The organism is Mycobacterium sp. ML4 (assembly GCF_054515735.1).
Genome location: NZ_JBTNSY010000011.1, coordinates 140,510 through 164,657, shown reverse-complemented (window position 1 = coordinate 164,657; position 24,148 = coordinate 140,510). Strand labels below are relative to the sequence as shown.

Below are 24,148 nucleotides of genomic sequence, written 5' to 3'. Positions count from 1 at the left end.
ATGCGAACCAGAGTTGCCGAGATGCTCGGCGTTGAGTTTCCGATCTGCGCATTCAGCCACTGTCGTGACGTCGTCGCCGCGGTGACCAATGCGGGGGGCTTCGGGGTGCTCGGGGCCACCGCTCACAGCCCCAAGCGGCTGGAGAGCGAACTGACCTGGATCGAAGAGCAGACCCACGGCAAACCCTACGGGGTGGATCTGCTGCTGCCGCCCAAATACGTCGGCGCCGAAACCGGTGGCGTCAGTGCCGGGCAGGCCCAGGGCCTGCTGCCCGAAGAACATCGCGCGTTCGTCGACGAGATTTTGACCCGCTACGGCGTGGCTCCGCACGCCGAGTCGGAGCGGGCGGTCAGAGGCGGCCTCAATATCTCGCCCAAGAGCTACGAACCGCTGTTGGAGGTGGCCTTCGCCCACAACATCCGATTGATCGCCAGCGCGCTCGGACCGCCACCGCACGACCTGGTCGAACGGGCGCACGGCCATGACGTGCTGGTGGCAGCGCTGGCCGGCACGACCGCCCACGCCCGGCGGCACGCGGCGGCCGGGGTGGACCTGATCGTCGCGCAGGGAACCGAGGCAGGTGGACATACCGGCGAGGTCGCGACGATGGTGCTGGTTCCTGAAGTGGTGGATGCTGTCGCGCCGACGCCAGTGCTGGCTGCGGGCGGGATCGCGCGGGGACGCCAGATTGCCGCAGCGCTGGCCCTGGGCGCTGAGGGAGTGTGGTGCGGATCGGTGTGGCTGACGACCGAGGAGGCAGAGACCGCGCCGGTGGTGAAGGACAAATTCCTGGCCGCGACGTCGTCGGACACGGTGCGGTCACGATCCTTGACCGGCAAGCCGGCCCGCATGCTGCGCACCGCCTGGACCGATGAATGGGACCGCCCCGACACGCCGAACCCGCTCGGGATGCCGCTGCAGACGGCACTGGTCACCGACTCCCAGGTGCGCATCAATCAGGCTGCCGCCCACCCTGGTGCCAAGGCGCGTGAGTTGGCGACCTACTTCGTCGGTCAGGTGGTCGGCTCGCTGGACCGGGTCCGGCCGACGCGCGCGGTGGTCCTCGACATGGTTGAGGAGTACATCGACACGATCGGCCGCCTCAGCGATATGACATAGGAAACACACAGCAGAACGTAACCTGGCGATCGGCTCGGGGTGCTGCGCGTTTTCGCAGGTCAGACGCGCTATTGCTGAGCAACAGCTGTGGGCGTGCGTAGCGAAAGCATAAAGATGCCGAAAGTGAGGGGTGCCGCGTTGACCGGGGGTCACGAGTCGTGCATTATCGGTCTGGCAAGCACCTCGTTAGGTGAGGCGGCTACACCGAACACAGGCCACTGACCCCGAACGTCGAAAGACGCCCCGGGTCAGGACAGCTCTTCCCGGCTTAAGGGTTGGGCCCAGGTGGCTTCCGGTTCGACCGGACACGTCGGGTAGTGCCAAAGCTCTGACGAGAGGGGTGCGGATTTCCGGCGGACCGCCGGCATTCTGTTCTCCTTGTGCGCGCATCAGATCACGCGAATACCCGCGTGGGTCGTGACCGAGAGGAGGTGAGGGACGCATGAGTTCCAGTGGCAGTCCGGGTCGATATCCGGGCGCAGTTTCGTCCCTGACCGATCTTCGGCGCGACATTCTCGGCTGATCCCCAGCCCAGACTCCACGTCGGAACCGTTGTGGGACGGGACTTCCCAAGATTCTTTTGAGGTCCACCTGTCAACGTTTCATCCGAGGAGGCGATCATGACCGCTGCACTGTACGACGAAGTAGTTACCGTTACCGCTGCGCCCAAGCTGCACCTGGTGCGTGACGTCCCGACGGCCCCGGCGCCCAAGAAGGCCCGCCGCACCGAAGAGGTACTCGCGGCCGGCGGTGACCCGCTGGTGGCCGGTGCTGCCCGCTTGCTGAACATTCCGATCCGGCACATGTATGCCGCGCTGTGGCGCATCGGTGTGCTCGAAGTCCACGCCTGACGCCCATGGAAAGCGCGTTACCCGGCACTCCCAGGGGTTAGCCGACCGCAGGTGCGCCTGCGGCGGGCCAGCCCCTGGGAGTGCTCGGTCGCAAGAGATGCGGCCGTCCCCCGCAAGGGTTGCGACCCGCAGCACCCGGCTGCGCCGGGTTTGCGATCGCACCCGCAGCACCCGGCTGTGCCGGGTTTGCGATCGCAACCGGGGTCCAAGGGTTGCGACCCGCTGCACCCGGCTGCGCCGGGTTTGCGATCGCAACCGGGGTCCAAGGGTTGCGACCCGCTGCACCCGGCTGCGCCGGGTTTGCGATCGCAACTAGAATCAAATCCACCAGCGTCGATCCGGCCATCACCGAGGAGCTTTCGGAAGAACAGCCACACCGGCCCAGTAGAACCGAACGGGCAGGCCCGTCACAGCCTTTGCGAGTGGTCACGCGTCAGCGTGGCAAGCGGGGTGGTACCGCGGCGTTCGCGCAACCAGCGCATCCGTCGTCCCCGTGCCTGGACTGTTGAGGCACCGGAGACTGCGCACGTGACCAACCACGCTGAACGCGACGCCGAACGCACGGCCTACCCGAAACTGGCTGGCGGGGCACCCGATTTCCCGGTGCTCGAGCTTGAGGTGCTCGACTACTGGTTCCGCGACGACACGTTCCGGGCCAGCATCGCCCGTCGGGAGGGGGCGCCGGAGTACGTGTTCTACGACGGGCCTCCGTTCGCCAACGGACTGCCGCACTACGGGCATCTGCTGACCGGCTATGTCAAAGACATCGTGCCGCGTTACCGCACCATGCGAGGCGACAAGGTAGAGCGCCGATTCGGTTGGGACACACACGGTTTGCCCGCCGAGCTGGAGGTCGAGCGCCAGCTGGGTATCACCGACAAATCTCAGATCGACTCGATGGGCATTGCCGCCTTCAACGACGCGTGCCGTGCCTCGGTGCTGCGTTACACCGACGAATGGCAGCAATATGTGACCCGCCAGGCACGCTGGGTCGACTTCGACCACGACTACAAGACGCTTGACCTCAGCTACATGGAGTCGGTGATCTGGGCGTTCAAACAGCTGTGGGACAAGGGTTTGGCCTATGAGGGCTACCGGGTGCTCCCGTACTGCTGGCGCGACGAGACACCGCTGTCCAATCACGAACTGCGGATGGACGACGACGTCTACCAGAGCCGCCAGGATCCGGCTCTCACCGTCGGCCTCAAGGTCGTGGGCGGCGATCTCGACGGCGCTTATCTGCTGGTCTGGACCACGACGCCCTGGACACTGCCGTCAAACCTGGCCGTGGCGGTGAATCCGGAAGTGAACTATGTCCAGGTGCAATCCGGTGATCGGCGTTTCGTACTGGCCGAGGCGCGGCTGGCCGCATATGCCCGCGAACTCGGGGAGGACCCCGAGGTACTCGGAACGTACCGTGGTACCGACCTGTTGGGCACTCGGTACCTGCCGCCGTTCGCCTACTTCATGGACTCGCCCAAGGCTTTTCAGGTGTTGTCCGCCGACTTCGTCACCACCGAGGACGGCACCGGGCTGGTGCACATGGCACCCGCCTACGGCGAAGACGACATGGCGACCACCGACCCCGTCGGCATCGTGCCGGTCACACCGGTCGACGCCAAGGGCCGCTTCGACGCGACGGTCCCGGACTATCAGGGACAGCACGTCTTTGACGCCAACCCGAAGATCATCCGCGACCTGAAAAGCCGGAACGGCCCGGCCGCGGTGAACGGGGCGGTGTTGCTGCGCCACGAGACGTATGAACACCCGTATCCGCACTGCTGGCGCTGCCGCAACCCGCTGATCTACCGAGCGGTCTCATCGTGGTTCGTGCGGGTCACCCAGTTCCGTGACCGCATGGTGGAACTCAACCAGCAAATCACCTGGTATCCCGAACACGTGAAGGACGGTCAGTTCGGTAAGTGGTTGCAAGGTGCCCGTGATTGGTCGATCTCACGAAACCGCTACTGGGGCACGCCGATTCCGGTGTGGAAATCTGACAACCCCGACTACCCTCGGATCGACGTGTACGGCAGCATCGACGAACTGGAACGCGACTTCGGTGTGCGGCCGGACAATCTGCACCGCCCCTACATCGACGAGCTCACGCGGTCCAACCCCGACGATCCGACCGGGGCCAGTACCATGCGCCGGATCCCGGATGTACTCGACGTGTGGTTCGATTCCGGCTCCATGCCGTACGCCCAGGTGCACTACCCGTTCGAGAACCGGGACTGGTTCGACGGCCACTATCCGGGCGACTTCATCGTCGAATACATCGGCCAGACCCGCGGCTGGTTCTACACGCTGCATGTGCTGGCCACCGCGTTGTTCGACCGGCCTTCGTTCAAAACCTGTGTGGCACACGGCATCGTGCTGGGGTCGGACGGCCAGAAGATGAGCAAGTCGCTGCGCAACTACCCCGATGTGACCGAGGTGTTCGACCGCGACGGCTCGGACGCCATGCGCTGGTTCCTGATGGCCTCGCCGATCCTGCGCGGCGGCAACCTGATCGTCACCGAACAGGGCATCCGCGATGGCGTGCGGCAAGTGTTGTTGCCGTTCTGGAACGCCTACACTTTTCTGGCCCTGTACGCACCGAAAGTCGGTGTTTGGCGCGCTGATTCGACCCATGTGCTGGACCGCTACATCCTGGCAAAGCTCGCGGTGCTGCGCGACGACCTGACCGCGTCGCTAGACGTCTGCGACATCTCCGGTGCCTGCGAGCAGCTGCGGCAGTTCACCGAGGCGCTGACGAACTGGTATGTGCGACGGTCACGTTCACGGTTCTGGGTGGAAGACGCCGACGCCATCGACACGCTGCACACGGTGCTGGAGGTGACCGCGCGGCTGGCCGCGCCGCTGCTGCCGCTGACCACGGAGATGATCTGGCGTGGGCTGACCGGCGGGCGTTCGGTGCACCTGACGGACTGGCCGCGGGCGGGTGAACTGCCCGCCGACCCCGGCCTGGTTGCCGCGATGGACCAGGTCCGCGAGGTGTGCTCGGCGGCGTCGTCGCTGCGGAAGGCCAAGAAGCTGAGGGTGCGGTTACCGCTGCCGAAACTGATTGTGGCCGTGGAGAATCCGGCGCAGTTGCAGCCGTTCACCGAGCTGATCGGCGACGAGCTCAACGTCAAGCAGGTTGAGCTGACCGACGCGATCGACACGTACGGCCGGTTTGAGCTCACGGTCAACGCGCGGGTCGCCGGCCCGCGGCTGGGCAAGGACGTGCAGGCGGCCATCAAAGCGGTGAAGGCGGGGCAAGGTGTGCTGAACCCGGACGGCACCCTGACGGCCGGGCCCGCGGTACTGCAACCCGAGGAGTACAGCTCGCGATTGGTGGCGGCGGACCCGGAATTCACCGCAGCGCTCCCCGGCGGCGCGGGGCTTGTGGTGCTTGACGGTACCGTTACCCCGGAACTGGAGGCCGAGGGCTGGGCGAAGGACCGCATCCGTGAACTGCAGGAGCTGCGCAAGGCAACCGGGCTGGAGGTGTCCGATCGCATCGCCGTGGTGATGTCGGTGCCCGAGCAGCGAGCCGAGTGGGCGATCACGCATCGTGACCTGATCGCCGGCGAGATCCTGGCGACCAGCTTCGAATTCGGCGAACCCGTGGACGGTGTCGACATCGGCGACGGTGTGCGGGTGGCGATGTCGCGCGCCGCGCGTTAGGGGGCGGCGGCCAGGGTCGTGCCGCCCCGAGAGCCGTATGGGGATCTCAGCGCTACAGCAGGCCGCCAGTAGAGGCGGCGTCGTCGGCGACCCCGGCACGGTCGGTCAGGGCAACAGCGGGGGTAGGCCCGGCAACGCCGGCAGACTCGGCAGGGTCGGCAAGCCCAGCCCGCCGAGCCCGGCCAGCACCGACCCCAGGTCCGGCAACGCCGGCAGCCCGGGCAGCAAGTCTCCCACCGACGGCAGACCAGGCACCACAGGCAGCCCGGGCAGCACTACCTGGGGCGTGGGAAGGAGGGGATTGGGCAGTGGCGCTGCGCCGATCGCCTCTGCCAGTCGCTGAGGCGCATAGAGCAGCAGCCCGGGCAATATCCCGCCGGTCGGCGTACCGCCGAGCGGGACGGACACCAGCGGCGGCGTGGTCAACAGCGGATTGACCATCAGGGTGTTCACCGACAACGGGGTGAGAATCCCGCCGACCGGGATACTCGCCGTCACCGGCACGGTGATCGAACCGACGTTGCCAACAAGGGGCAAATTGACCCCCGGCAGCCCCAGGCTCAGCATGACCTGCCCGTTCAGAAAACCATTCGTAACGACAGCAGGCGCGGTGAGTACCGCAACGGCAGCTCCGAAGGCGTCGCCGCGTTGTACCGCGCTACTGAAAGCCGACGCGACCGAGGCAAGCGCACTACCTGTGGTGATGGGTGACCCGATGGCGTCAATGCCCAGCGCGATCGGCAAGCCGAAGAATGCGGCACCGACTTGCAGCGGGTCGAGGTTCGCGCCGATCGAGTATGAGAAATCGGTCAGCGTCGCGAAGACGTTGAACGCGTTTTGTCCGATTCGGCCCGGTATCGCGGCGATGGGTGCGAGGTCGGTCAGGATTTGGCCGGCACCGAATCCGGCGCTCAAGTGTTGGCCCGCGGTCGCCAGTGACGTGGCGATGATGTTTCCGTAACCGGCCTGGTTGGTGATGAATTGGCGCAAGAACGGGAATGGGTTGGCGGCCAAGCCATTACCGAGACTTTGCAGATTGTTGATGGTGTTGGTGAAGAGTGCCTCGTAGGGGCCGGTGATAGCGGCCAGGCTCGGGGGAGTGGCGCCGGGCGCCGGCGCGAATATGCCGGGCAGCAGCGACGGCAGGGAGGGCAGACCGAGACCCCCCAACAGTCCGCCGCCGCTGACCAATCCACCGACAGCGCCCAACGGACCGCCGGGATTGCCTAATCCGCCGGTGAGCCCGTCCAGGATCGAGGCCGCAGGGGCGGCAGTTGCCGCGTTCGCCAGGAGCAGTTCGGCTATCGCGGCTTCGGAACCCAGATATGCCCCCGCGCCGGCGCCGAGGGCCCGGGCGAACTCCGCATGGAAGGCCTGCGTCCGTGCACTGATCGCCTGATATTCCGCTCCCAGATCGTCGAACAGCGCGGCGATGGCGTTCGACACTTCGTCTGCGGCCGCCGGTGCGATATTGGTGGTGAATCCGGCAACGGAATGGGACGCGTCAGATATTGCGGCGCGTAAGCCCGCGAGATCCTCGGCTGCGACCTGTACCCACTCCGGCGTAATGACAACTGACATAGTCATCTCCCCGACCCTGGTGCGATTACGCGGTATTTCGGTAACGCGGGGGATCGCCGAGTTTGCCGTTATTAAACATGCGTAAATGCTAATGCGTTTGTTTTGTGACGCCGGTCCGTTTCCCGGCACTCGGTGTCGCATTCTCGACGCGCGTGATTCTGTTGACGAATGACCCGCGGCATCGGCCTTTTTCACGGTGAATGAACCGGTAGAAGCGGTGCCGAGACGGCGTGGCCGCAGTGCGTAGCGATAAACCCCCGCAATAGCATCGATGACCGTGGAGTCCCGTTGGGTGCTGCACCTGGACATGGACGCGTTTTTCGCATCCGTGGAACAACTCACCCGGCCGACCCTGCGAGGGCGTCCGGTCCTGGTGGGCGGCTTGGGTGGACGTGGGGTGGTGGCGGGGGCCAGCTACGAATCGCGGGTGTTCGGAGCCCGTTCGGCGATGCCGATGCACCAGGCCCGCCGACTTGTGGGGGTGAGCGCGGTGGTGTTGCCGCCGCGCGGGGTGGTCTACGGCGTCGCGAGCCGGCGCGTCTTCGACACCGTGCGCAGCCTGGTCCCCGTCGTCGAGCAACTGTCGTTCGACGAGGCATTCGGGGAGCCGTCGCAACTTGCCGGGGCGTCGGCTGCCGACGCGGAGGAATTCTGCGAACGGCTGCGGCGGCGGGTCCGCGAAGAGACGGGTCTGGTTGCCTCGGTGGGCGCAGGTTCGGGCAAACAGATCGCCAAGATCGCCTCCGGCCTGGCCAAGCCCGACGGTATCCGGGTGGTCCGCCGCGCCGACGAGCGGCTACTACTCGAGGGTCTGCCGGTGCGGCGGCTGTGGGGGATCGGCCCGGTTGCCGAGGAGAAGCTGCACCGACTCGGCATTGAGACCATCGGGCAGCTGGCCTCGCTGACCGACGCGGAGGTGGCCAACATTCTGGGCGCGACCATCGGACCGGCGCTGCACCGGCTGGCCCGCGGCATCGACGACCGCCCGGTCGCCGAACGCGGCGAAGCCAAACAGATCAGCGCCGAGTCCACTTTCGCCGCCGACCTGACCACCCTGGACCAGTTGCGCGAGGCGATCGAACCGATTGCCGAGCACGCACACCGGCGGCTGGTCAAAGACGGTCGCGGCGCGCGCACGGTGACGGTGAAGCTGAAGAAGTCCGACATGAGCACGCTGACCCGCTCGGCGACGCTGCCCTACGCGACGGCCGAAGCCAGCGCCCTGGTGGCGGTGGCTCGCAGGCTGTTGCTGGATCCGCTACAGATCGGCCCCATTCGCCTTCTGGGCGTTGGATTTTCAGGTCTCAGCGATGTGCGGCAGGAATCGTTGTTTCCCGAGCTGGATCTGTCACCCGAGGCGGAGGCCCACCAGGATTTCGAGACGATGCGCGCCGCACCGCTCACCGGACCGGACGTCTCGTCGTGGCGGATCGGCGACGACGTCGCGCACCGCGAATTCGGACACGGCTGGGTGCAGGGCGCGGGCCACGGCGTGGTCACCGTCCGGTTCGAGACCCGCAGTTCGGGACCGGGACCGGCGCGCACCTTTCCCGTCGCCGACGCCGAACTCACAGCGGCCAACCCGGTCGACAGCCTGGACTGGCCCGACTACCTCGGTGAACTCGCTAAGCACGAACCGGACACGGTGGCGCCGCCGTCAACCCCAGCGGCGGAGGACGTCGTCAACGGGTAGCCCGACCGTCAGCGCCGCCATCACCAGGACCCGAGCCTGCGACGGTGCCAGCTGGGGCACCATCACCGCGCCCGCTTCCACCAGGTCATACCCGGGGCCGTACCCCGCACTGACCCGGCCGCTGGGCACCCGCGTAGAGACCGCGACCACTACGCCGTCGCGGCAGAGGCGACGAACCCCCTCGACCACCGCGGCCCCGGTGTTGCCCGATCCCAATGCTTCAAGGACCACCCCTCGCGCACCTGCCACCGCGAAGGCGTCCAGCGCCACCGCGTCACTGCCCAGGTAGGCCGCGGCGATGTCGACCCGCGGTGCCGTCGCGGCGCTCAACTCGCCGAGGAACGGACGCACCTTGGGCCCGGCCAGGCTGACGCCTCCGGCCGCTGTCCCCAGCAGATGCCCGGCGAAACCGCTCAGGTCCTGGGTCGCCGCCTTCCGCAGACCCAGCGGCTGCAAAACCCGACCGGCGAAACAGACCACCACCCCAAGGCCTCGGGCTTCCCGGCTGGCCGCCAGGGTGAGCGCGTCGCGCAGGTTTGCCGGTCCATCCGCGTCGGGAGCGTCGGCGCTGCGCATCGCTCCGGTCAGCACGACCGGGGCCGCTCCGTCGTACCCCAGCTCCAACCACAGCGCGGTTTCCTCGATGGTGTCGGTGCCGTGGGTGATGACAATTCCCGCGGCGCCGTCGTCGATCGCGGTGAGCACCGCCGCGCGGATCCGGTCCCAGTCGGTCGTGACCAGTTCGGAGCTGTCGACCGCCATCAGGTCGACGACGTCGACCTCGAATGCCTGACCGAGACCGCTGGTGAGCCGCGCCCCGCGGTGAACGGGCCGGCGGACGCCGTCGGCGCCCGTGGCGGTCGAGATCGTGCCTCCGGTGGTGATGACGGTGATGCGGGCCATGAGTGGATCATCCCGCACGCGGGGCAGCCCCCTCCGCGTGCGGGCGAACTACGCCCACTAGTGGATGATGGTGGGGTGCCCGACGAACCAACAGGATCCGCCGATCCGGTCACTTCACCCGTTGAGGCCACCACACCGCCGGGGCCGCCGCGGCGCCTGCGTCTGCTCCTGTCGGTGGCAGGTGTCGTGCTCGCGCTGGACATCATCACCAAGGTTCTGGCGGTTAAACTGCTGCCGCCCGGTCAGCCGGTGTCCATCATCGGCGACACCGTCACCTGGACCCTGGTACGCAACTCCGGCGCCGCATTCTCGATGGCGACCGGATACACCTGGGTGCTGACCCTCATCGCGACCGGCGTCGTCGTCGGCATCTTCTGGATGGGACGGCGGCTGGTCTCGCCGTGGTGGGCGCTGGGCCTGGGCATGATCCTTGGCGGCGCGATGGGCAACCTGGTCGATCGCTTCTTCCGGGCGCCCGGGCCGCTGCGCGGCCACGTGGTCGACTTCCTGTCGGTCGGATGGTGGCCGGTGTTCAACGTCGCCGACCCGTCGGTGGTAGGCGGCGCCATTCTGCTCGTCGTACTCTCCATCTTCGGCTTCGATTTCGACAAGGTGGGTCGGCGAAAGTCCAACGGGGCCAACGAGGACCAAGACGCAATTGACTGACCGCTCGATGACCGTCCCGGACGGGTTGGCGGGCATGCGCGTCGACGCCGGTCTGGCCCGCCTGCTCGGACTGTCCCGCAGTGCCGCGGCGGCCATCGCCGAAGACGGCGGTGTCGAACTAGACGGTGTGACCGCAGGCAAATCGGACCGCCTGAACGCCGGCGCATGGTTGCAGGTGCGGCTGCCGGAACCGCCGAAGCCGCCGGAGAACACGCCGGTCGATATCGAGGGCATGACGATTCTCTATTCCGACGACGACATCGTCGCGGTCGACAAGCCCGCGGCCGTGGCTGCCCACGCCTCGGTCGGCTGGACCGGGCCCACGGTGCTCGGCGGCCTGGCGGCGGCGGGCTACCGGATCACCACGTCCGGTGTGCACGAGCGTCAGGGGATCGTGCACCGCCTGGACGTGGGCACCTCTGGGGTGATGGTGGTAGCGATCTCCGAACGCGCCTACACCGTGCTCAAGCGGGCGTTCAAACAGCGCACGGTGGAAAAGCGCTATCACGCATTGGTGCAAGGCCATCCGGACCCGTCCAGCGGAACCATCGACGCGCCGATCGGCCGCCACCCCGGCCCGGAATGGAAGTTCGCGGTCACCAGGGACGGCCGGCACAGCATCACGCACTACGACACCATGGAAGCGTTCGTCGCCGCCAGCCTGCTCGACGTGCACCTGGAAACCGGCCGCACCCATCAGATTCGGGTGCACTTCTCCGCGCTCCACCATCCCTGCTGCGGCGACCTCGTCTACGGCGCCGACCCCAAGCTCGCGAAAAGGCTTGGCCTGGAACGCCAGTGGCTGCACGCACGATCGCTGGCCTTCGCGCATCCGGCCGACGGCCGGCGGATAGAGATCGTCAGTCCCTACCCGGCCGATCTGCAACACGCCCTGGACGTGCTACGCGCTGAGGGCTGACGGCCCGGCCTTACGGGCCGCCGGCAGCCGCGATCGGGTCATGCAGTTCGCGCAGCAGCGATCAATACGGTTCGGCGGTCAAATCCGGCAACGTCCAGATCAGCGTGCACCGCAAAGCTCACCGACCAGCTCCTGGGACCGGCGCTTGGTCAGCGTCGTCGCTGCGGCGAGCCCGCCGCGACCAAGTCCCCGTCCCGCGGCTTCTGCTGCGCCCGTTCGATTTTCGGCTCGCGACGGGATCATGCAAGTCTTCGACCGATCCCTCACTGGGTGTGACAGACGAACTTGGTGCCGCTGAGGTCCAGAGTGACCTCGCCCTGATGCTCCCAATACTCCGATCCCTGCCGGCCGTACCGGGCGCCGCTGCCCGACGGCTGGATAAACAGGATGACGCGCACACCCTTCCAGTCCAGTACCGCGGTCTTCGGGTCGAGCTGATTGTAAAACTGCGCGGTCAGCGTGCCGGCGTCGGCGGGGCAGTTGAAGCTGACGACCGGTGGCGCCACCGTGGCAGGGTCAGCGATAGCCAACTCGACCAGCCGTGTCTGATAGGCCTCCAGCACGCAAGTCCGGGCCTCGGTGAAATCGGCGCAGCCATCGCGGGTCGTCGCGAACGCGTTCTGCGCGGTGCTCAGGGTGGCCTGGTCGGCACCTGGCCGGGTCAGCGCCTGCTGATAGGCGGCCTGTAGCCGACGGTCCAGTCCGGTCAGCTGCGGGTCGTCGCAGACCAACTGCTGCGCCTTGTTCGCCGGTTTGGCGCAGTCGAATGTCATTGCCGGCGCGGCCGGCGCAGCTGTTGTGGTCGATGCAGAGGCGCTGGACGGCACCGCCCGGGATCCTCCTGACCCGCCGTCGCAGGCACTGACGAACAGCACGGACAGGATAACGACCACCATTCTCATACCTGCTGACTACCGGGTCACAGGGATGAGCGCCCCTGCGACACGCCGTCGGAGGCCGGTCAGACTTTCGCCGAGCAGCTTTGGCCGGACGCGGTCGGCGGCCGGTCCCGCGATCGCGCCCAAGATCTCAGGTACAGCGTCGCCGAGGACACCCGCTGCGGTCAGCGCGTCACCCAAATGCCCTGCGACCAGGCCGAAGTGATTCATGGCGGCTCCGCTCCTCGGGCACCTGCCTGATCGGTGTGCCGGTTGAGGGCTCCGGACAATCCAGGGCGGCACCGGTGAATTCCGAGGGTTGTTCACCGGCTCGCGCTTGCGAAAACGTGACGGCAGTTCATGTAATCATGCGTCCACCGCCGAATTGCACGACCATCAGGACCGAATTGCTGGGCCGTGAGAGCGTGACACGGCGCGGGTTGCATTGTGTGGCAACACCTGGCGCCGGGTGGCGGGCGCCCCCGAATGATCTGAACAGCCAATCCGTATATCTATTCACCCGTTGATGTCCTAGGTTGGCTTCATGGCTCACTGTCACATCGTCCACACCGCCATCAGGAGCAACTGCCGATGAATCTTGGTGACCTTACAAACCTGGTCGAAAAGCCCTTGGCGGCAGTGTCGAGCATCATCAACACCCCGAACTCGGCGGGGCGGTACCGGCCGTTTTATCTGAGGAACTTGCTCGACGCGGTACAGGGCCGCAAGCTCAGCGACGCGGTCAACGGAAAAACTGTCCTCATCACTGGCGGATCGTCGGGCATCGGTGAGGCAGCCGCGCACAAAATCGCCGAGGCCGGGGGCACCGTGGTGCTGGTGGCGCGCACCCTGGAGAACCTGGAAAAGGTCGCCGACGACATACGCGCCAAAGGCGGCACCGCGCACGTTTATCCGTGCGACCTTTCCGACCTGGACGCGATCGCGGAGATGGCCGACCAGGTACTGAAGGATCTGGGTGGCGTCGACATCCTGATCAACAACGCCGGACGCTCGATCCGGCGCTCACTCGCGCTGTCCTACGACCGCATCCATGACTATCAACGCACCATTCAGCTGAATTATCTGGGTGCGGTCCAGCTCATCCTGAAATTCATCCCCGGCATGCGCGAGCGTGGCTTCGGGCACATCGTCAACGTCTCGTCGGTGGGCGTCCAGACGCGCGCGCCACGCTTCGGGGCCTACATCGCCAGCAAGGCCGCGCTGGACAGCTTGTGTGACGCCCTGCAAGCCGAAACTGTCAGCGACAACGTTCGATTCACCACCGTGCACATGGCCCTGGTGCGAACCCCGATGATCAGCCCGACCACCATGTACGACAGCTTCCCGACCCTGACACCAGATCAGGCGGCCGGCGTGATCACCGACGCCTTGATTCACCGGCCGCGGCGGGCGAGTTCGCCGTTCGGACAGTTCGCCGCACTCGCAGACGCCGTCAACCCGGCGGTCATGGACCGGGTGCGCAACCGGGCCTTCGGCATGTTCGATGACTCCTCAGCCGCCAAAGGCAGCGAAAAGACCAGCGGGTCAACAGATCTCGACAAGCGGAGCGAAACCTTCCTGCAGGCGACCAGAGGGATCCATTGGTGACGCCGTGAGCCTTCCTAAGCCGGGCAAGCAGACCACCGTGGTCATCACCGGTGCCTCGTCCGGAATCGGAACCGAGTTGGCGAAGGGCTTGGCGCGCCGGGGCTTTCCGCTCATGCTGGTCGCCCGGCGCCGTAAACGTCTCGACGAGCTTGCCGGGCAACTACGGGAGAGCGACGGGGTCGACGTCGAGGTCTTGCCTCTGGACCTTTCGGGCCAAGCTCGCCGATCGGTTGAGCACCGATCCGATCGCCGGACTGTGCAACAGCGCTGGCTTCGGGACCAGCGGTCGCTTCTACGAGCTGCCGGCCGAACGCGACAGCGAACAGGTCACCCTCAACGCCCTGGTGTTGCTGGAGCTCACCCGGGCCGTGCTGCCGGGCATGGTGGAACGCGGTGGCGGTGCCGTGCTCAACATCGCCTCGATAGCCGGTTTCCAGCCGATGCCTTTTCAAGCTGCGCGGCGGCCCCAGCCACTGAACGCTGACCCTAGTTGCTCGGCGCGATCTTGAGCACGTGGCCCGGATTGACGACGCGGTCGTTCTTGTCCAGTTCGGGAAGGGTGGCGGCGTAGAGGTTGTCCGCGGGATCGAACGCCACGCTGTAGGACCGCGCGGGCAACGGGATGGAGATCGGGTTCGTCGATCCGGCCGGCAGCTCGGACATCCGGGCCTTGTACCCGTCTGTGATGAACACGTTTCCGGCTGAGTCGAACGCGGTGTGTCGCGGCTCGATGAGGCCGGTGGTGAAGACCTCGGTGGGCGTCGTGGTGCCGGCCGCAAGCCTGAGGACACGGCCTTTGCCTGAGCTCCTGTTGCCGGCGGCGACGTACACGTCGCCGTGTTTGTCGACGGCGATTCCGCGGGGCATGTACAGATCGGGGAACGACAGGTCCGTCGGCCTGGTGTCGCCGGGGACAAGCTTCTTCACGCCGTACCGCAGGGCTTCGTCGCCGGCGAGCGGACCGGCGGCGTACGCGTTGCCCGCTGCGTCGATCGTGATCGCAGAGATCGTGACGAAGCCCTGGAACGGAAGACGAAGCGGGTACTGTGCGCCGACCGGAAGCTCCCACACGCGCCAGCCGTCGCTGAGGTAGACGTTGCCGGCCGCGTCGACCACCATGTCGTTCGCCGACCGGAAATCCACGCCGGGGAAGTCGATCGTCGTCGTGCCGTTCGACCCGGCGGCCAGCTTCAACAATTTTGGACGACCGGGGTCGAACGGGTCGGAGTCGGTTTCGATAGTCGACCCCAGCAGATACACGTTGCCGGCGCTGTCCAGATCGACCCTGTCCGGCAGTTGCAAACCGGGGAAAGGCAGTACGGCGGGCTGTGCGGTGTAGCTGTGCCGGGTGTGCGCGGGCGTGGGAGTGGTGCTTGCGGGTGCCGCAGGGTGATGAACCAGCCGGGGAATGGCGATGGCGCCGGCGGCGACGGCGACGGCGATGGCGATCGTGGCGATGATCGGCGCGAGGTAGCGGCGGCGGGTCGGCGGTGGGGGAGGCAGTGGGACCGGCCGCGAGTGTGGAAAGGACACCGTGGGGGACTGTGCGTACCAGGGTCCCGACGGCGGCGGGCTGGGTCTGGCGGGTAGATCGATGACACGTGTCTGCGCCTGCGAAGGGCTCGCGGGCCGGCCGGGTGTCGCGCTCAGGGCGCGCTCGGCGGCTGCCGCGAGTTCGGCGGCGGTGCGGTAGCCCCGGCCGGGATCGCTGGACAGGCCGCGCACAACGACGTCGTCGAACCCGGAGGGGAGGTCCGTTCGCTCCTTACTCGGCCGCGGGACCGGTGCGTCCTGTGCAAGTGGGCTGGGCGGGTGCCCAGTCAGGCACTCATACAGCACCGCCGTCAGTGCGATGATGTCCGCGCGACGCGTGGCCTCGGTGTTGGTGACGAGCGCGCGGGTCGTCTCGGTTGACGGCGTCGCATCGACCAGGTACGCGGACTCTTCCCCGGACGGCGCCCTGGTCAGCACGATGGTGGTGGGCCTGACATCGCGATGAATTGCCTGTTCGCCGTGCGCGTCGTCGATTGCCGCGGCGATCTGCCGGACGACGTTGACCGCGCGTGCGGGGTCGAGGGGTCCGTCCTGCGCGAGGATGGCCGCAAGGACGCTGCGTTGCTCAGGCATAGCCGGCCGCGAGCTTGAGCAGTCGGGTGGTCTGGGTCAGATAGATGGTGCCCGCCGCGTCGACGGCCACGTCACCAAAGGGCTTGTTCTCCGGTGCGGCCAGCGCGGTAGAGGAAGTGGCGCCCGCCGCCAATTTGAGCAGTCGTCCCATCCCGTCGGCATTGTCGATGACAAAGACGTCGCCTCTGCCATCGACGGCCACCCCTTGTGCTGCTCCGAGCTGCCCGAACGGCAGCTGAGTGGGAGTGGCCGAGCCGGCGTCCAGTTTGAGCACCCGCCCCCGCTGCAACGCATAGACAGCCCCGACACTGTCGACGGCCACGTCCTCGAACGCGCCGTTGCCGAATGGCAACACCGTGGGCGTGGCAGCGCCGGGGGCCAGCTGGAGCACTTGTTCGCGGTCGGCCACGAAGACATTGCCGGCGGCGTCGGCCGCGACGCCGCGCGGGATGATCCGGCCCAGCGGAAGGTCGATGGGGGCCGGCGCGCCGGGCGCGAGTTTCCACACGTGATCCGGGCCGCCCTGAGGCCAATCGGTGACATAGACGGCGCCGGTCCCGTCCACGGCCACCCGCCTGGGTGCGCGCAGCCCACGCGGTGGCACTTCCGTCGGGGCGGTTGCGTCAACGGCGAGTCGATACACCATCGAGGTGCCGGAGTCGACCACATAGACGTCCCCGGACGTGCTGACGCTGACACCCAGCAGCTCGCCCCGGCCGATGACCGGCAGACGCGTCGCGTTTAGCGGCGCCGCTGCTCCGGAGGACGGCAGGGAAGAGGCGGTGGACTGGGCGGGGCCGTTGACGGCCTGCTTGCTCGATCCCGGTGAACCCAGGAGCACGACCAGGGTGGCGCCGGCGGCGACGACCGCGATCGCAGCGACGGTGAGAGCCAGCCGGCGCCGACGCGGACGCCGCGCTGGCCGGCCCGGCGGTGCAGGACCCGGCCGCGGCGGGGTCCACGACCGGGTCATCGCGGCAGGTGGTGCCGGCGCCCATGAGTGCACCGGCGTGTTCAGGGCTCGCGCCGCGGCGGCACCGAATTCACCGGCGGTGCGGTAGCGCTGCGCGGGTTCCTTGGCCATGCCGCGCGCAATGACCTCGTCGAAGCCGACCGGTATCCCGGGCCGTTGCCGACTGGGTTGCGGTGGCGGTGCGGTCAGGTGGGCGGCGACCAGCGCGGGGATCTCCGAGCGGCCCTCGTAGGGCGCTTGCCCGGTCAAGCACTCGTAGAGCACGCACGCCAGCGCGTAGATGTCGGCGCCGGGTGTCACCTCGCCGGATGCCAGTCGCTCCGGAGCAAGGTAGGCGAAAGAACCGATCGTGGTCCCTTCGCTGGTGAGCTTGGTGTCGGTGGCGGCGTTGGCCAGCCCGAAGTCGACCAGGCACGCGAAGTCGTCCTTGCCGAGCAGGACGTTCGCCGGTTTGACGTCGCGATGGATCACCGTCTCGGCGTGCGCGGCGTCCAGCGCGGCGGCGATCTGGCGCACGATGGCGACCGCCCGCGCCGGGGACATCGCGCCGCCGCGCTCGAGGGTGCTCTGCAAATCGGTGCCGTCGATCAGCCGCATGTCGATGTAGAGCTGTCCGTCGATCTCACCGCAGCCGTGGATCGGTACCACGTGCGGGTCGTGCAGTCGGCCGGCGGTGCGTGCTTCCCGGAACAGCCGTTCCCGGAAGGCCGGGTTGTGCGAGTAGCTGCTGGACAGCAGCTTCAGCGCCACCACGCGGTGCATGACGGTGTCCTCGGCCTCGTACACCTCGCCGAACCCGCCGGTGCCCAGCAGACGGCGCAGCAGATACGGCCCGAACCGTCTTCCCACCCGCGAGCCCGAGGTGTGGTCCACCGTCGGATCACCGGTCATGCCCACCACCTTGGCGCGCACCTTTTCGCGTCGTCGCGTTCCACCCGCTCACTGCCCGACACCCAGCGCCAGTACCTTGCCGGTCGCGCAGTCGTCGCTGCGGTGGCAGTCGACGACGAAGAGGTCCCCGTCGTCGTTCACGGCCACCCCGACCGGATTGTTGAGCCCGGGGAACGCCACCTCGGTGGCCGTCGCTGCGCCGGCAGCCAACTTCAGCACTCGACGCTTGTCGATGTCGGAGACATAGAGGTTGCCGTTCTTGTCCACCGCCACACCGTAGGGCTGTTGAAGGCCGACGAACGGCAACTCGGTGGCGGTCGTTGCGCCGGCGGCCAGCTTCAGTACATGACGGTCGCCGCGGTCGACGACATAGAGATTGCCGTCCTTATCCACCGCCACGCCCGCCGGGGCGTTGAGAGCGGTAGTGGGCATCACCTGGGTGGCGCTCGACGCCCCGGCCGGCAGCTTAAGGACCTGATTCAAGAACTCGTCCACGACGTAGATGCTGCCGTCCGCGCCCACGGCGACGGCGATCGGCCTGCTCAGATGCCCGAACGGCATCAGGGTGGGGCCGCGGGCGCCGGGCGTCAGCTTCCACAGGGCAGGACCGTGGTGGTCGGCGACGTACACGTTGCCGGCCCCGTCCACCGCGACTCCCTCGGCGTTGAGCTCGCCGAACGGCAGCTCGACGGGCGTGGATTTGCCGGGCGGCAATTTGAGTACCAACCCTCCAAAACCGCCTCTGTTCAATTCCGTGACGTAGGTGGTGCCGTCCTTGCCTACGGCCACACCACGGGCCTGAACAAGATCGGGAAACTTCAGCACCGTCGGGACGGTCGAGGGGGGGCGGGCCACGCTGGGGGCAGCGGGCCCGGACGGGCTCGGGCGGTGGAAGATCACCACGCCGGCGACGCCCGCCGCGATCACGATGACAGCGACGGCGCCGAGGGCGATCACGGTACGCCGGCGGCGTCTCCGGGCCGGGGGTTGGGCCCATGCCGGCGGCGGACCGGGGCGGGGCGCAGGTGCAGGCGCCATAGGTGGGGGTGGGGCCGGGTCAACGGCCCATTCGCGGGTCGGCGCGGCCGGATTCAATGCCGATTGGGCGGCTGCGGCCAGTTCGCCGGCGCTGCGATAGCGAGCATCGGGATCCTTGGCCATCCCCCGGGCGATGACGTTGTCCAGCGCGGCCGGGATGCCGGGGCGCAGCCGGCTGGCCCGAGGAACAGGCGCGCTCAGGTGCGCGGTCATCAACGCCGAAAGATCGCGGTGCTCGTGGTACGGCGGCTTGCCGGTAAGCAGCTCGTACAGCACACAGGCGAGCGCGTACACGTCGCAGCGGTAGTCCACGGGGCCATCCGAAAGCCGTTCCGGGGCAACGTAATCGAAGGTGCCGACGGCTTTGCCGGTTTTGGTGAGCCGGGTGTCGCCGGCGGCGTTGGCCAGCCCGAAGTCGACCAGGCTGGCGAAATCGTCGCCGGACAGCAGGATGTTGGCGGGCTTGACGTCGCGGTGGATCACCCGTTCGGCGTGCGCGGCATCGAGTGCCGCCGCCATCTGGCGTATGAGGTCGACCGCACGCGCGGGGTCTAGCGGCCCGTCCCGCTCCAGCACCGTCTCAAGGTCCACGCCGCGCACCAATCGCATGTCGATGTAGACCTGACCGCCGATCTCACCGCAGCTGTGGATCGGCACCACGTGCGGTTCGCGTAGCCGCCCGGCGGTGTGGGCCTCCCGGAACAGACGCTCGCGAAATACCGGGTCCTGGGAGAAGGTAGTGCTCAGCAGCTTCAACGCGACGGTGCGGTGCATGGCGGTGTCTTCGGCTTCGTACACCTCACCGAAGCCGCCGCTGCCCAACAGCCGGACCAACCGATACGGCCCGAACTGCGAACCCTCCCGATCCTCGACCACCAGCCCCTCCTCGCTTCTGAGCGTAACGGCACGCCGAAACCTATTGCGCGAGATCGCGGCCGAGTCCCCCGCGCCGCTAGGCTCACTCGATGGCTTCCGTTGAGTTGAGCTCCGACGTCCCGATGAGCCCGCAGGACATGTGGGATCGGGTGTCCGACCTTTCGGAACTGGGCGAGTGGCTCGTCATGCACGAAGGCTGGCGCAGCGACCTCCCCGACGAGATCACCGTGGGCACCGAGATCATCGGCGTGGCGCGATCGAAGGGGTTGCGCAACCGGGTGACATGGACGATCACCAAGTGGGATCCGCCCCACGAGGTCGCGATGTCAGGCTCTGGCAAAGGCGGAGCAAAGTACGGTGTGACCGTCACGGTGACGCCCAACGAGGACGGGTCCACCATGGGTCTGCGCCTTGAGCTGGGCGGCCGCGCACTGTTCGGACCGGTCGGCTCCGCCGCGGCGCGCGCGGTCAAAGGGGATGTAGAAAAGTCGCTGCAACTGTTTGTCGAGCGGTACGCCTGAACACGCGCAAGACACACTTGGCGACACGCCCGAAAGACGTCAGTGCCCAGTCATAGACTGGCGACCTTATGACCGGTCCGTCTGCTCCTGGCGCAAGCATTCGTCGCGAGTCCTCGTTTGTGCATCTGCACAACCACACCGAGTATTCGATGCTCGACGGCGCCGCCAAGATCTCGCCGATGCTGGCCGAGGCGCAGCGGCTGGAGATGCCGGCGATCGGCATGACCGACCACGGAAACATGTTCGGCGCCAGCGAGTTCTACAACTCGGCCACCAAGGTCGGCATCAAGCCGATTATCGGGGTCGAGGCGTATGTTGCTCCCGGTTCCCGGTTCGACACCCGGCGCATCACCTGGGGTGATCCCGGCCAGAAATCCGACGACGTCTCCGGCAGCGGCTCCTACACCCACATGACGATGATGGCCGAGAATGCGACGGGCCTGCGCAACCTGTTCAAGCTGTCGTCGCTGGCGTCCTTCGAAGGACAGCTCGGCAAGTGGTCGCGGATGGACGCCGAGCTGATCGCGGAACACGCCGAAGGCATCATTGCCACCACCGGCTGCCCGTCCGGCGAGGTTCAGACCCGGCTCAGGCTCGGCCATGAGCGCGAAGCGCTGGAGTCCGCGGCCAAATGGCGGGAGATTTTCGGCCCGGAGAACTTCTTCCTCGAGCTGATGGACCACGGCATCTCGATCGAACACCGGGTCCGCGAAGGCCTGCTGGACATCGGGCGCAAGCTGAACATCCCGCCGCTGGCCACCAATGACTGCCACTACGTCACCCGCGACGCCTCTCACAACCACGAGGCGTTGTTGTGCGTACAGACCGGCAAGACGCTTTCAGACCCCAACCGGTTCAAGTTCGACGGCGACGGCTACTACCTCAAGTCGGCCGCCGAGATGCGTCAGCTGTGGGACGGCCAGGTACCCGGCGCCTGCGACTCCACCCTGCTGATCGCCGAGCGGGTGCAGTCCTACGCCGACGTGTGGACGCCACGCGACCGGATGCCGATCTTCCCGGTTCCCGAGGGCCACGACACCGCGTCGTGGCTGCATCACGAGGTGATGGCAGGTCTGCACCGGCGCTTCCCGGCCGGTGTCGGGCAGGACTACATCGCCCGCGCCGAGTACGAGATCAAGGTCATCTGTGACAAGGGCTTCCCGTCGTACTTCCTGATCGTCGCCGACCTGATCAACTACGCCCGCTCGGTCGATATCCGGGTGGGGCCGGGGCGCGGTTCGGCCGCCGGGTCTCTGGTGGCCTACGCGATGGGCATCACCAATATCGATCCCATTCCGCACGGCCTGCTGTTCGAGCGCTTTCTCAACCCGGAGCGCCCGTCGGCCCCCGACATCGACATCGACTTCGACGATCGTCGCCGCGGGGAGATGGTGCGCTACGCCGCCGACAAGTGGGGGCAGGACCGGGTGGCCCAGGTCATCACCTTCGGCACGATCAAAACGAAAGCGGCGCTGAAGGATTCGGCGCGCATCCACTACGGCCAGCCCGGCTTCGCGATCGCCGACCGGATCACCAAAGCGCTGCCGCCGCCGATCATGGCCAAGGACATCTCGTTGTCCGGCATCACCGATCCGGCCCATGAACGCTACAAGGAGGCCGCCGAAGTTCGCGGCCTGATCGAAACCGACCCCGACGTACGCACCATCTATCAGACGGCGCGGGGTCTGGAAGGCCTCATCCGCAACGCCGGTGTGCACGCGTGCGCGGTGATCATGAGCAGCGAGCCGCTGACCGAGGCCATCCCGCTGTGGAAGCGGCCGCAGGACGGCGCCATCATCACCGGCTGGGATTATCCGTCCTGTGAGGCCATCGGCCTGCTGAAGATGGACTTCCTCGGCCTGCGGAACCTGACGATCATCGGCGACGCGCTGGACAACATCAAGGCCAACAGGGGGATCGACCTCGACCTGGAATCGGTGCCGCTGGACGACAAGGCCACCTACGAACTGCTGGGGCGCGGCGACACCCTGGGGGTGTTCCAGCTCGACGGTGGTCCGATGCGCGATCTGCTGCGGCGCATGCAGCCCACCGAGTTCAACGACATCGTCGCCGTGCTGGCGTTGTACCGGCCCGGGCCGATGGGCATGAACGCCCACAACGATTACGCCGACCGCAAGAACGGTCGCCAGGCCGTCACGCCGATCCACCCTCAGCTCGAGGAACCGCTGCGGGAGATCCTCGCCGAGACCTACGGGCTGATCGTCTACCAAGAGCAGATCATGTTCATCGCCCAGAAGGTCGCCTCCTACACGATGGGCAAGGCCGACGCGCTACGCAAGGCGATGGGTAAGAAGAAGCTCGAGGTGCTCGAAGCCGAGTACAAGGGTTTCTACGAGGGTATGACCGCTAACGGCTTCTCCGAACAAGCGGTGAAGGCGTTGTGGGACACCATTCTTCCGTTCGCCGGCTATGCGTTCAACAAGTCGCATGCCGCCGGGTACGGTCTGGTTTCGTACTGGACGGCGTACCTGAAGGCCAACTATCCGGCCGAGTACATGGCGGGGCTGTTGACCTCGGTCGGTGACGACAAGGACAAGGCCGCGGTTTACCTGGCCGACTGCCGCAAGCTCGGCATCACCGTATTGCCGCCGGACGTGAACGAGTCCCTGGTGAACTTCGCGTCGGTCGGCAAGGACATCCGGTTCGGGCTGGGTGCGGTGCGCAACGTCGGCGCGAACGTGGTGGGTTCATTGATCAAGACCCGCAGCGAGAAAGGGAAGTTCACCGACTTCTCGGATTACCTGAACAAGATCGACATCTCGGCCTGCAACAAGAAGGTCACCGAGTCGTTGGTCAAAGCGGGTGCGTTCGACTCGCTGGGCCACGCGCGCAAGGGCCTGTTCCTCGTCCACACCGACGCCGTTGACTCCGTGCTGGGCACCAAGAAAGCCGAAGCGATGGGGCAGTTCGACTTGTTCGGTGGCAGCGATGCGGGTGCCGAGTCCGTGTTCACCATCAAGGTTCCCGAGGACGAGTGGGAAGACAAACACAAACTGGCCCTCGAACGCGAGATGCTGGGGCTGTATGTGTCCGGGCATCCGCTCAACGGCGTGGCTCACCTGCTGGCGACCCAGGTCGACACCGCCATCCCGGCGATCCTGGACGGCGACATCGCCAACGACACCCAGGTGCGGGTCGGCGGCATCCTGGCTTCGGTCAACCGTCGGGTAAACAAGAACGGAATGCCCTGGGCCTCAGCGCAACTGGAAGACTTGACCGGTGGCATTGAGGTGATGTTCTTCCCGCACACCTATTCCAACTACGGCGCCGAGATCGCCGACGACGTGGTGGTGCTGGTCAACGCCAAGGTCGCCATCCGCGACGACCGCATCAGCTTGATCGCCAACGAGCTTGTGGTGCCGGACTTTTCCAACGCTCAGCCGAACCGGCCGCTGGCCGTCAGCCTGCCCACCCGGCAATGCACCATCGACAAGGTCACCGCCCTCAAGCAAGTGCTGGCGCGGCACCCCGGCACATCGCAGGTACATCTGCGGCTGATCAGCGGGGACCGGATAACCACACTGGAACTCGATCAGTCGCTGCGGGTGACGCCGTCGCCGGCGCTGATGGGCGACCTCAAGGAACTGCTCGGCCCGGGCTGCCTGGGCAGCTAAGCGGGCTCGGTGGGCGCGGCGAGCGTGAGCCCAGCTTCACGTTGGGCCTCGAGCGTGAAGCCAGCTTCACGTTGGGCCTCGAGCGTGAAGCCAGCTTCACGGTCGGCTCGGGCTAGAGATCCACCCGGACGATGGCGCTGTCAGTCCAGACGCCGCGGTCGCGTGGAACCGTCCCAACGTGTGGCTTCCCGCGTGGA

The 24,148-nt window shown here is 66.9% G+C and carries 15 protein-coding genes, 2 pseudogenes and 1 riboswitch; of the genes and pseudogenes, 10 read left to right on the top strand and 7 right to left on the bottom strand.

Going from position 1 to position 24,148, the window contains the following annotated elements; all coding sequences use genetic code 11:
* The 3 genes from ACX9NE_RS14790 (at window position 1) to ileS (ending at window position 5,642) form a co-directional block, all read left to right on the top strand.
* On the top strand, window positions 1-1,119 hold the full coding sequence (locus ACX9NE_RS14790; protein ID WP_459362845.1) for an NAD(P)H-dependent flavin oxidoreductase: 1,119 nt from the start codon (window positions 1-3) through the stop codon (window positions 1,117-1,119).
* A gap of 175 nt (window positions 1,120-1,294) precedes the next feature.
* Window positions 1,295-1,466: riboswitch (M-box (ykoK) riboswitch) on the top strand.
* 273 nt (window positions 1,467-1,739) lie between these two features.
* Window positions 1,740-1,970, top strand: a complete 231-nt coding sequence (locus ACX9NE_RS14785) for an Rv1535 family protein (RefSeq protein ID WP_459362844.1) — start codon at window positions 1,740-1,742, stop codon at window positions 1,968-1,970.
* A 528-nt stretch (window positions 1,971-2,498) separates the two neighbouring features.
* Window positions 2,499-5,642, top strand: coding sequence for an isoleucine--tRNA ligase (gene ileS, locus ACX9NE_RS14780; RefSeq protein ID WP_459362843.1), 3,144 nt, complete (start codon window positions 2,499-2,501; stop codon window positions 5,640-5,642).
* Between the two features lie 105 nt (window positions 5,643-5,747).
* On the opposite strand, the gene ACX9NE_RS14775 is transcribed toward ileS, so the two are convergent.
* Complete coding sequence (locus tag ACX9NE_RS14775) at window positions 5,748-7,223, bottom strand: PE family protein (protein ID WP_459362842.1); 1,476 nt, start codon at window positions 7,221-7,223, stop codon at window positions 5,748-5,750.
* Between the two features lie 277 nt (window positions 7,224-7,500).
* Here ACX9NE_RS14775 and ACX9NE_RS14770 point away from each other — a divergent pair, with 277 nt between their 5' ends.
* Window positions 7,501-8,916: a DNA polymerase IV gene (locus tag ACX9NE_RS14770; RefSeq protein ID WP_459362883.1), complete on the top strand. Its 1,416-nt coding sequence runs from the start codon at window positions 7,501-7,503 to the stop codon at window positions 8,914-8,916.
* Here the strand turns inward: ACX9NE_RS14770 and ACX9NE_RS14765 are convergent.
* Window positions 8,881-9,819 carry an asparaginase gene (locus ACX9NE_RS14765; RefSeq protein ID WP_459362841.1) on the bottom strand — a complete coding sequence of 313 codons (939 nt, stop codon included), beginning with the start codon at window positions 9,817-9,819 and terminating at the stop codon, window positions 8,881-8,883. The two genes, ACX9NE_RS14770 and ACX9NE_RS14765, sit on opposite strands and share 36 nt — an antisense overlap.
* Window positions 9,820-9,894: 75 nt before the next feature.
* On the opposite strand from ACX9NE_RS14765, the gene lspA reads away from it, so the two are divergent.
* The gene (lspA, locus tag ACX9NE_RS14760; RefSeq protein WP_459362840.1) at window positions 9,895-10,485 is read left to right on the top strand and encodes a signal peptidase II; all 591 of its coding nucleotides are present in this window, start codon (window positions 9,895-9,897) and stop codon (window positions 10,483-10,485) included.
* A complete protein-coding gene (locus tag ACX9NE_RS14755; protein WP_459362839.1) occupies window positions 10,478-11,404 on the top strand; it encodes an RluA family pseudouridine synthase in 927 nt (308 codons plus the stop codon). Before lspA ends, ACX9NE_RS14755 begins: the two co-directional genes overlap by 8 nt.
* Before the next feature lie 263 nt (window positions 11,405-11,667).
* On the opposite strand, the gene ACX9NE_RS14750 is transcribed toward ACX9NE_RS14755, so the two are convergent.
* Together ACX9NE_RS14750 and ACX9NE_RS14745 are read right to left on the bottom strand one after the other, a co-directional pair.
* On the bottom strand, window positions 11,668-12,306 hold the full coding sequence (locus tag ACX9NE_RS14750) for an MliC family protein (RefSeq protein ID WP_459362838.1): 639 nt from the start codon (window positions 12,304-12,306) through the stop codon (window positions 11,668-11,670).
* A 9-nt stretch (window positions 12,307-12,315) separates the two neighbouring features.
* Window positions 12,316-12,595: pseudogene (locus ACX9NE_RS14745) on the bottom strand (globin family protein); the annotation flags it as partial.
* A 278-nt stretch (window positions 12,596-12,873) separates the two neighbouring features.
* On the opposite strand from ACX9NE_RS14745, the gene ACX9NE_RS14740 reads away from it, so the two are divergent.
* Both ACX9NE_RS14740 and ACX9NE_RS14735 read left to right on the top strand, forming a co-directional pair.
* On the top strand, window positions 12,874-13,890 hold the full coding sequence (locus tag ACX9NE_RS14740; protein WP_459362837.1) for an SDR family NAD(P)-dependent oxidoreductase: 1,017 nt from the start codon (window positions 12,874-12,876) through the stop codon (window positions 13,888-13,890).
* Between the two features lie 4 nt (window positions 13,891-13,894).
* Window positions 13,895-14,345: pseudogene (locus ACX9NE_RS14735) on the top strand (SDR family NAD(P)-dependent oxidoreductase); the annotation flags it as partial.
* Window positions 14,346-14,376: 31 nt separating this feature from the next.
* Here ACX9NE_RS14735 and ACX9NE_RS14730 read toward each other — a convergent pair.
* The 3 genes from ACX9NE_RS14730 to ACX9NE_RS14720 are packed head-to-tail and all read right to left on the bottom strand — an operon-like array spanning window position 14,377 to window position 19,795.
* Entirely contained in the window at window positions 14,377-16,017 is a 1,641-nt protein-coding gene (locus tag ACX9NE_RS14730; protein WP_459362836.1) for a hypothetical protein, read from the bottom strand.
* Window positions 16,010-17,881 carry a serine/threonine-protein kinase gene (locus tag ACX9NE_RS14725; protein WP_459362835.1) on the bottom strand — a complete coding sequence of 624 codons (1,872 nt, stop codon included), beginning with the start codon at window positions 17,879-17,881 and terminating at the stop codon, window positions 16,010-16,012. The genes ACX9NE_RS14730 and ACX9NE_RS14725 overlap by 8 nt, the downstream gene beginning before the upstream one ends.
* Before the next feature lie 48 nt (window positions 17,882-17,929).
* A complete protein-coding gene (locus ACX9NE_RS14720; RefSeq protein WP_459362834.1) occupies window positions 17,930-19,795 on the bottom strand; it encodes a serine/threonine-protein kinase in 1,866 nt (621 codons plus the stop codon).
* A gap of 89 nt (window positions 19,796-19,884) precedes the next feature.
* Between ACX9NE_RS14720 and ACX9NE_RS14715 the strand changes: the two genes are divergently transcribed.
* On the top strand, window positions 19,885-20,316 hold the full coding sequence (locus ACX9NE_RS14715; protein ID WP_459362833.1) for a type II toxin-antitoxin system Rv0910 family toxin: 432 nt from the start codon (window positions 19,885-19,887) through the stop codon (window positions 20,314-20,316).
* A gap of 68 nt (window positions 20,317-20,384) precedes the next feature.
* Window positions 20,385-23,951, top strand: coding sequence for a DNA polymerase III subunit alpha (gene dnaE / locus ACX9NE_RS14710; protein WP_459362832.1), 3,567 nt, complete (start codon window positions 20,385-20,387; stop codon window positions 23,949-23,951).
* The last annotated feature ends 197 nt before the right edge of the window (window positions 23,952-24,148 follow it).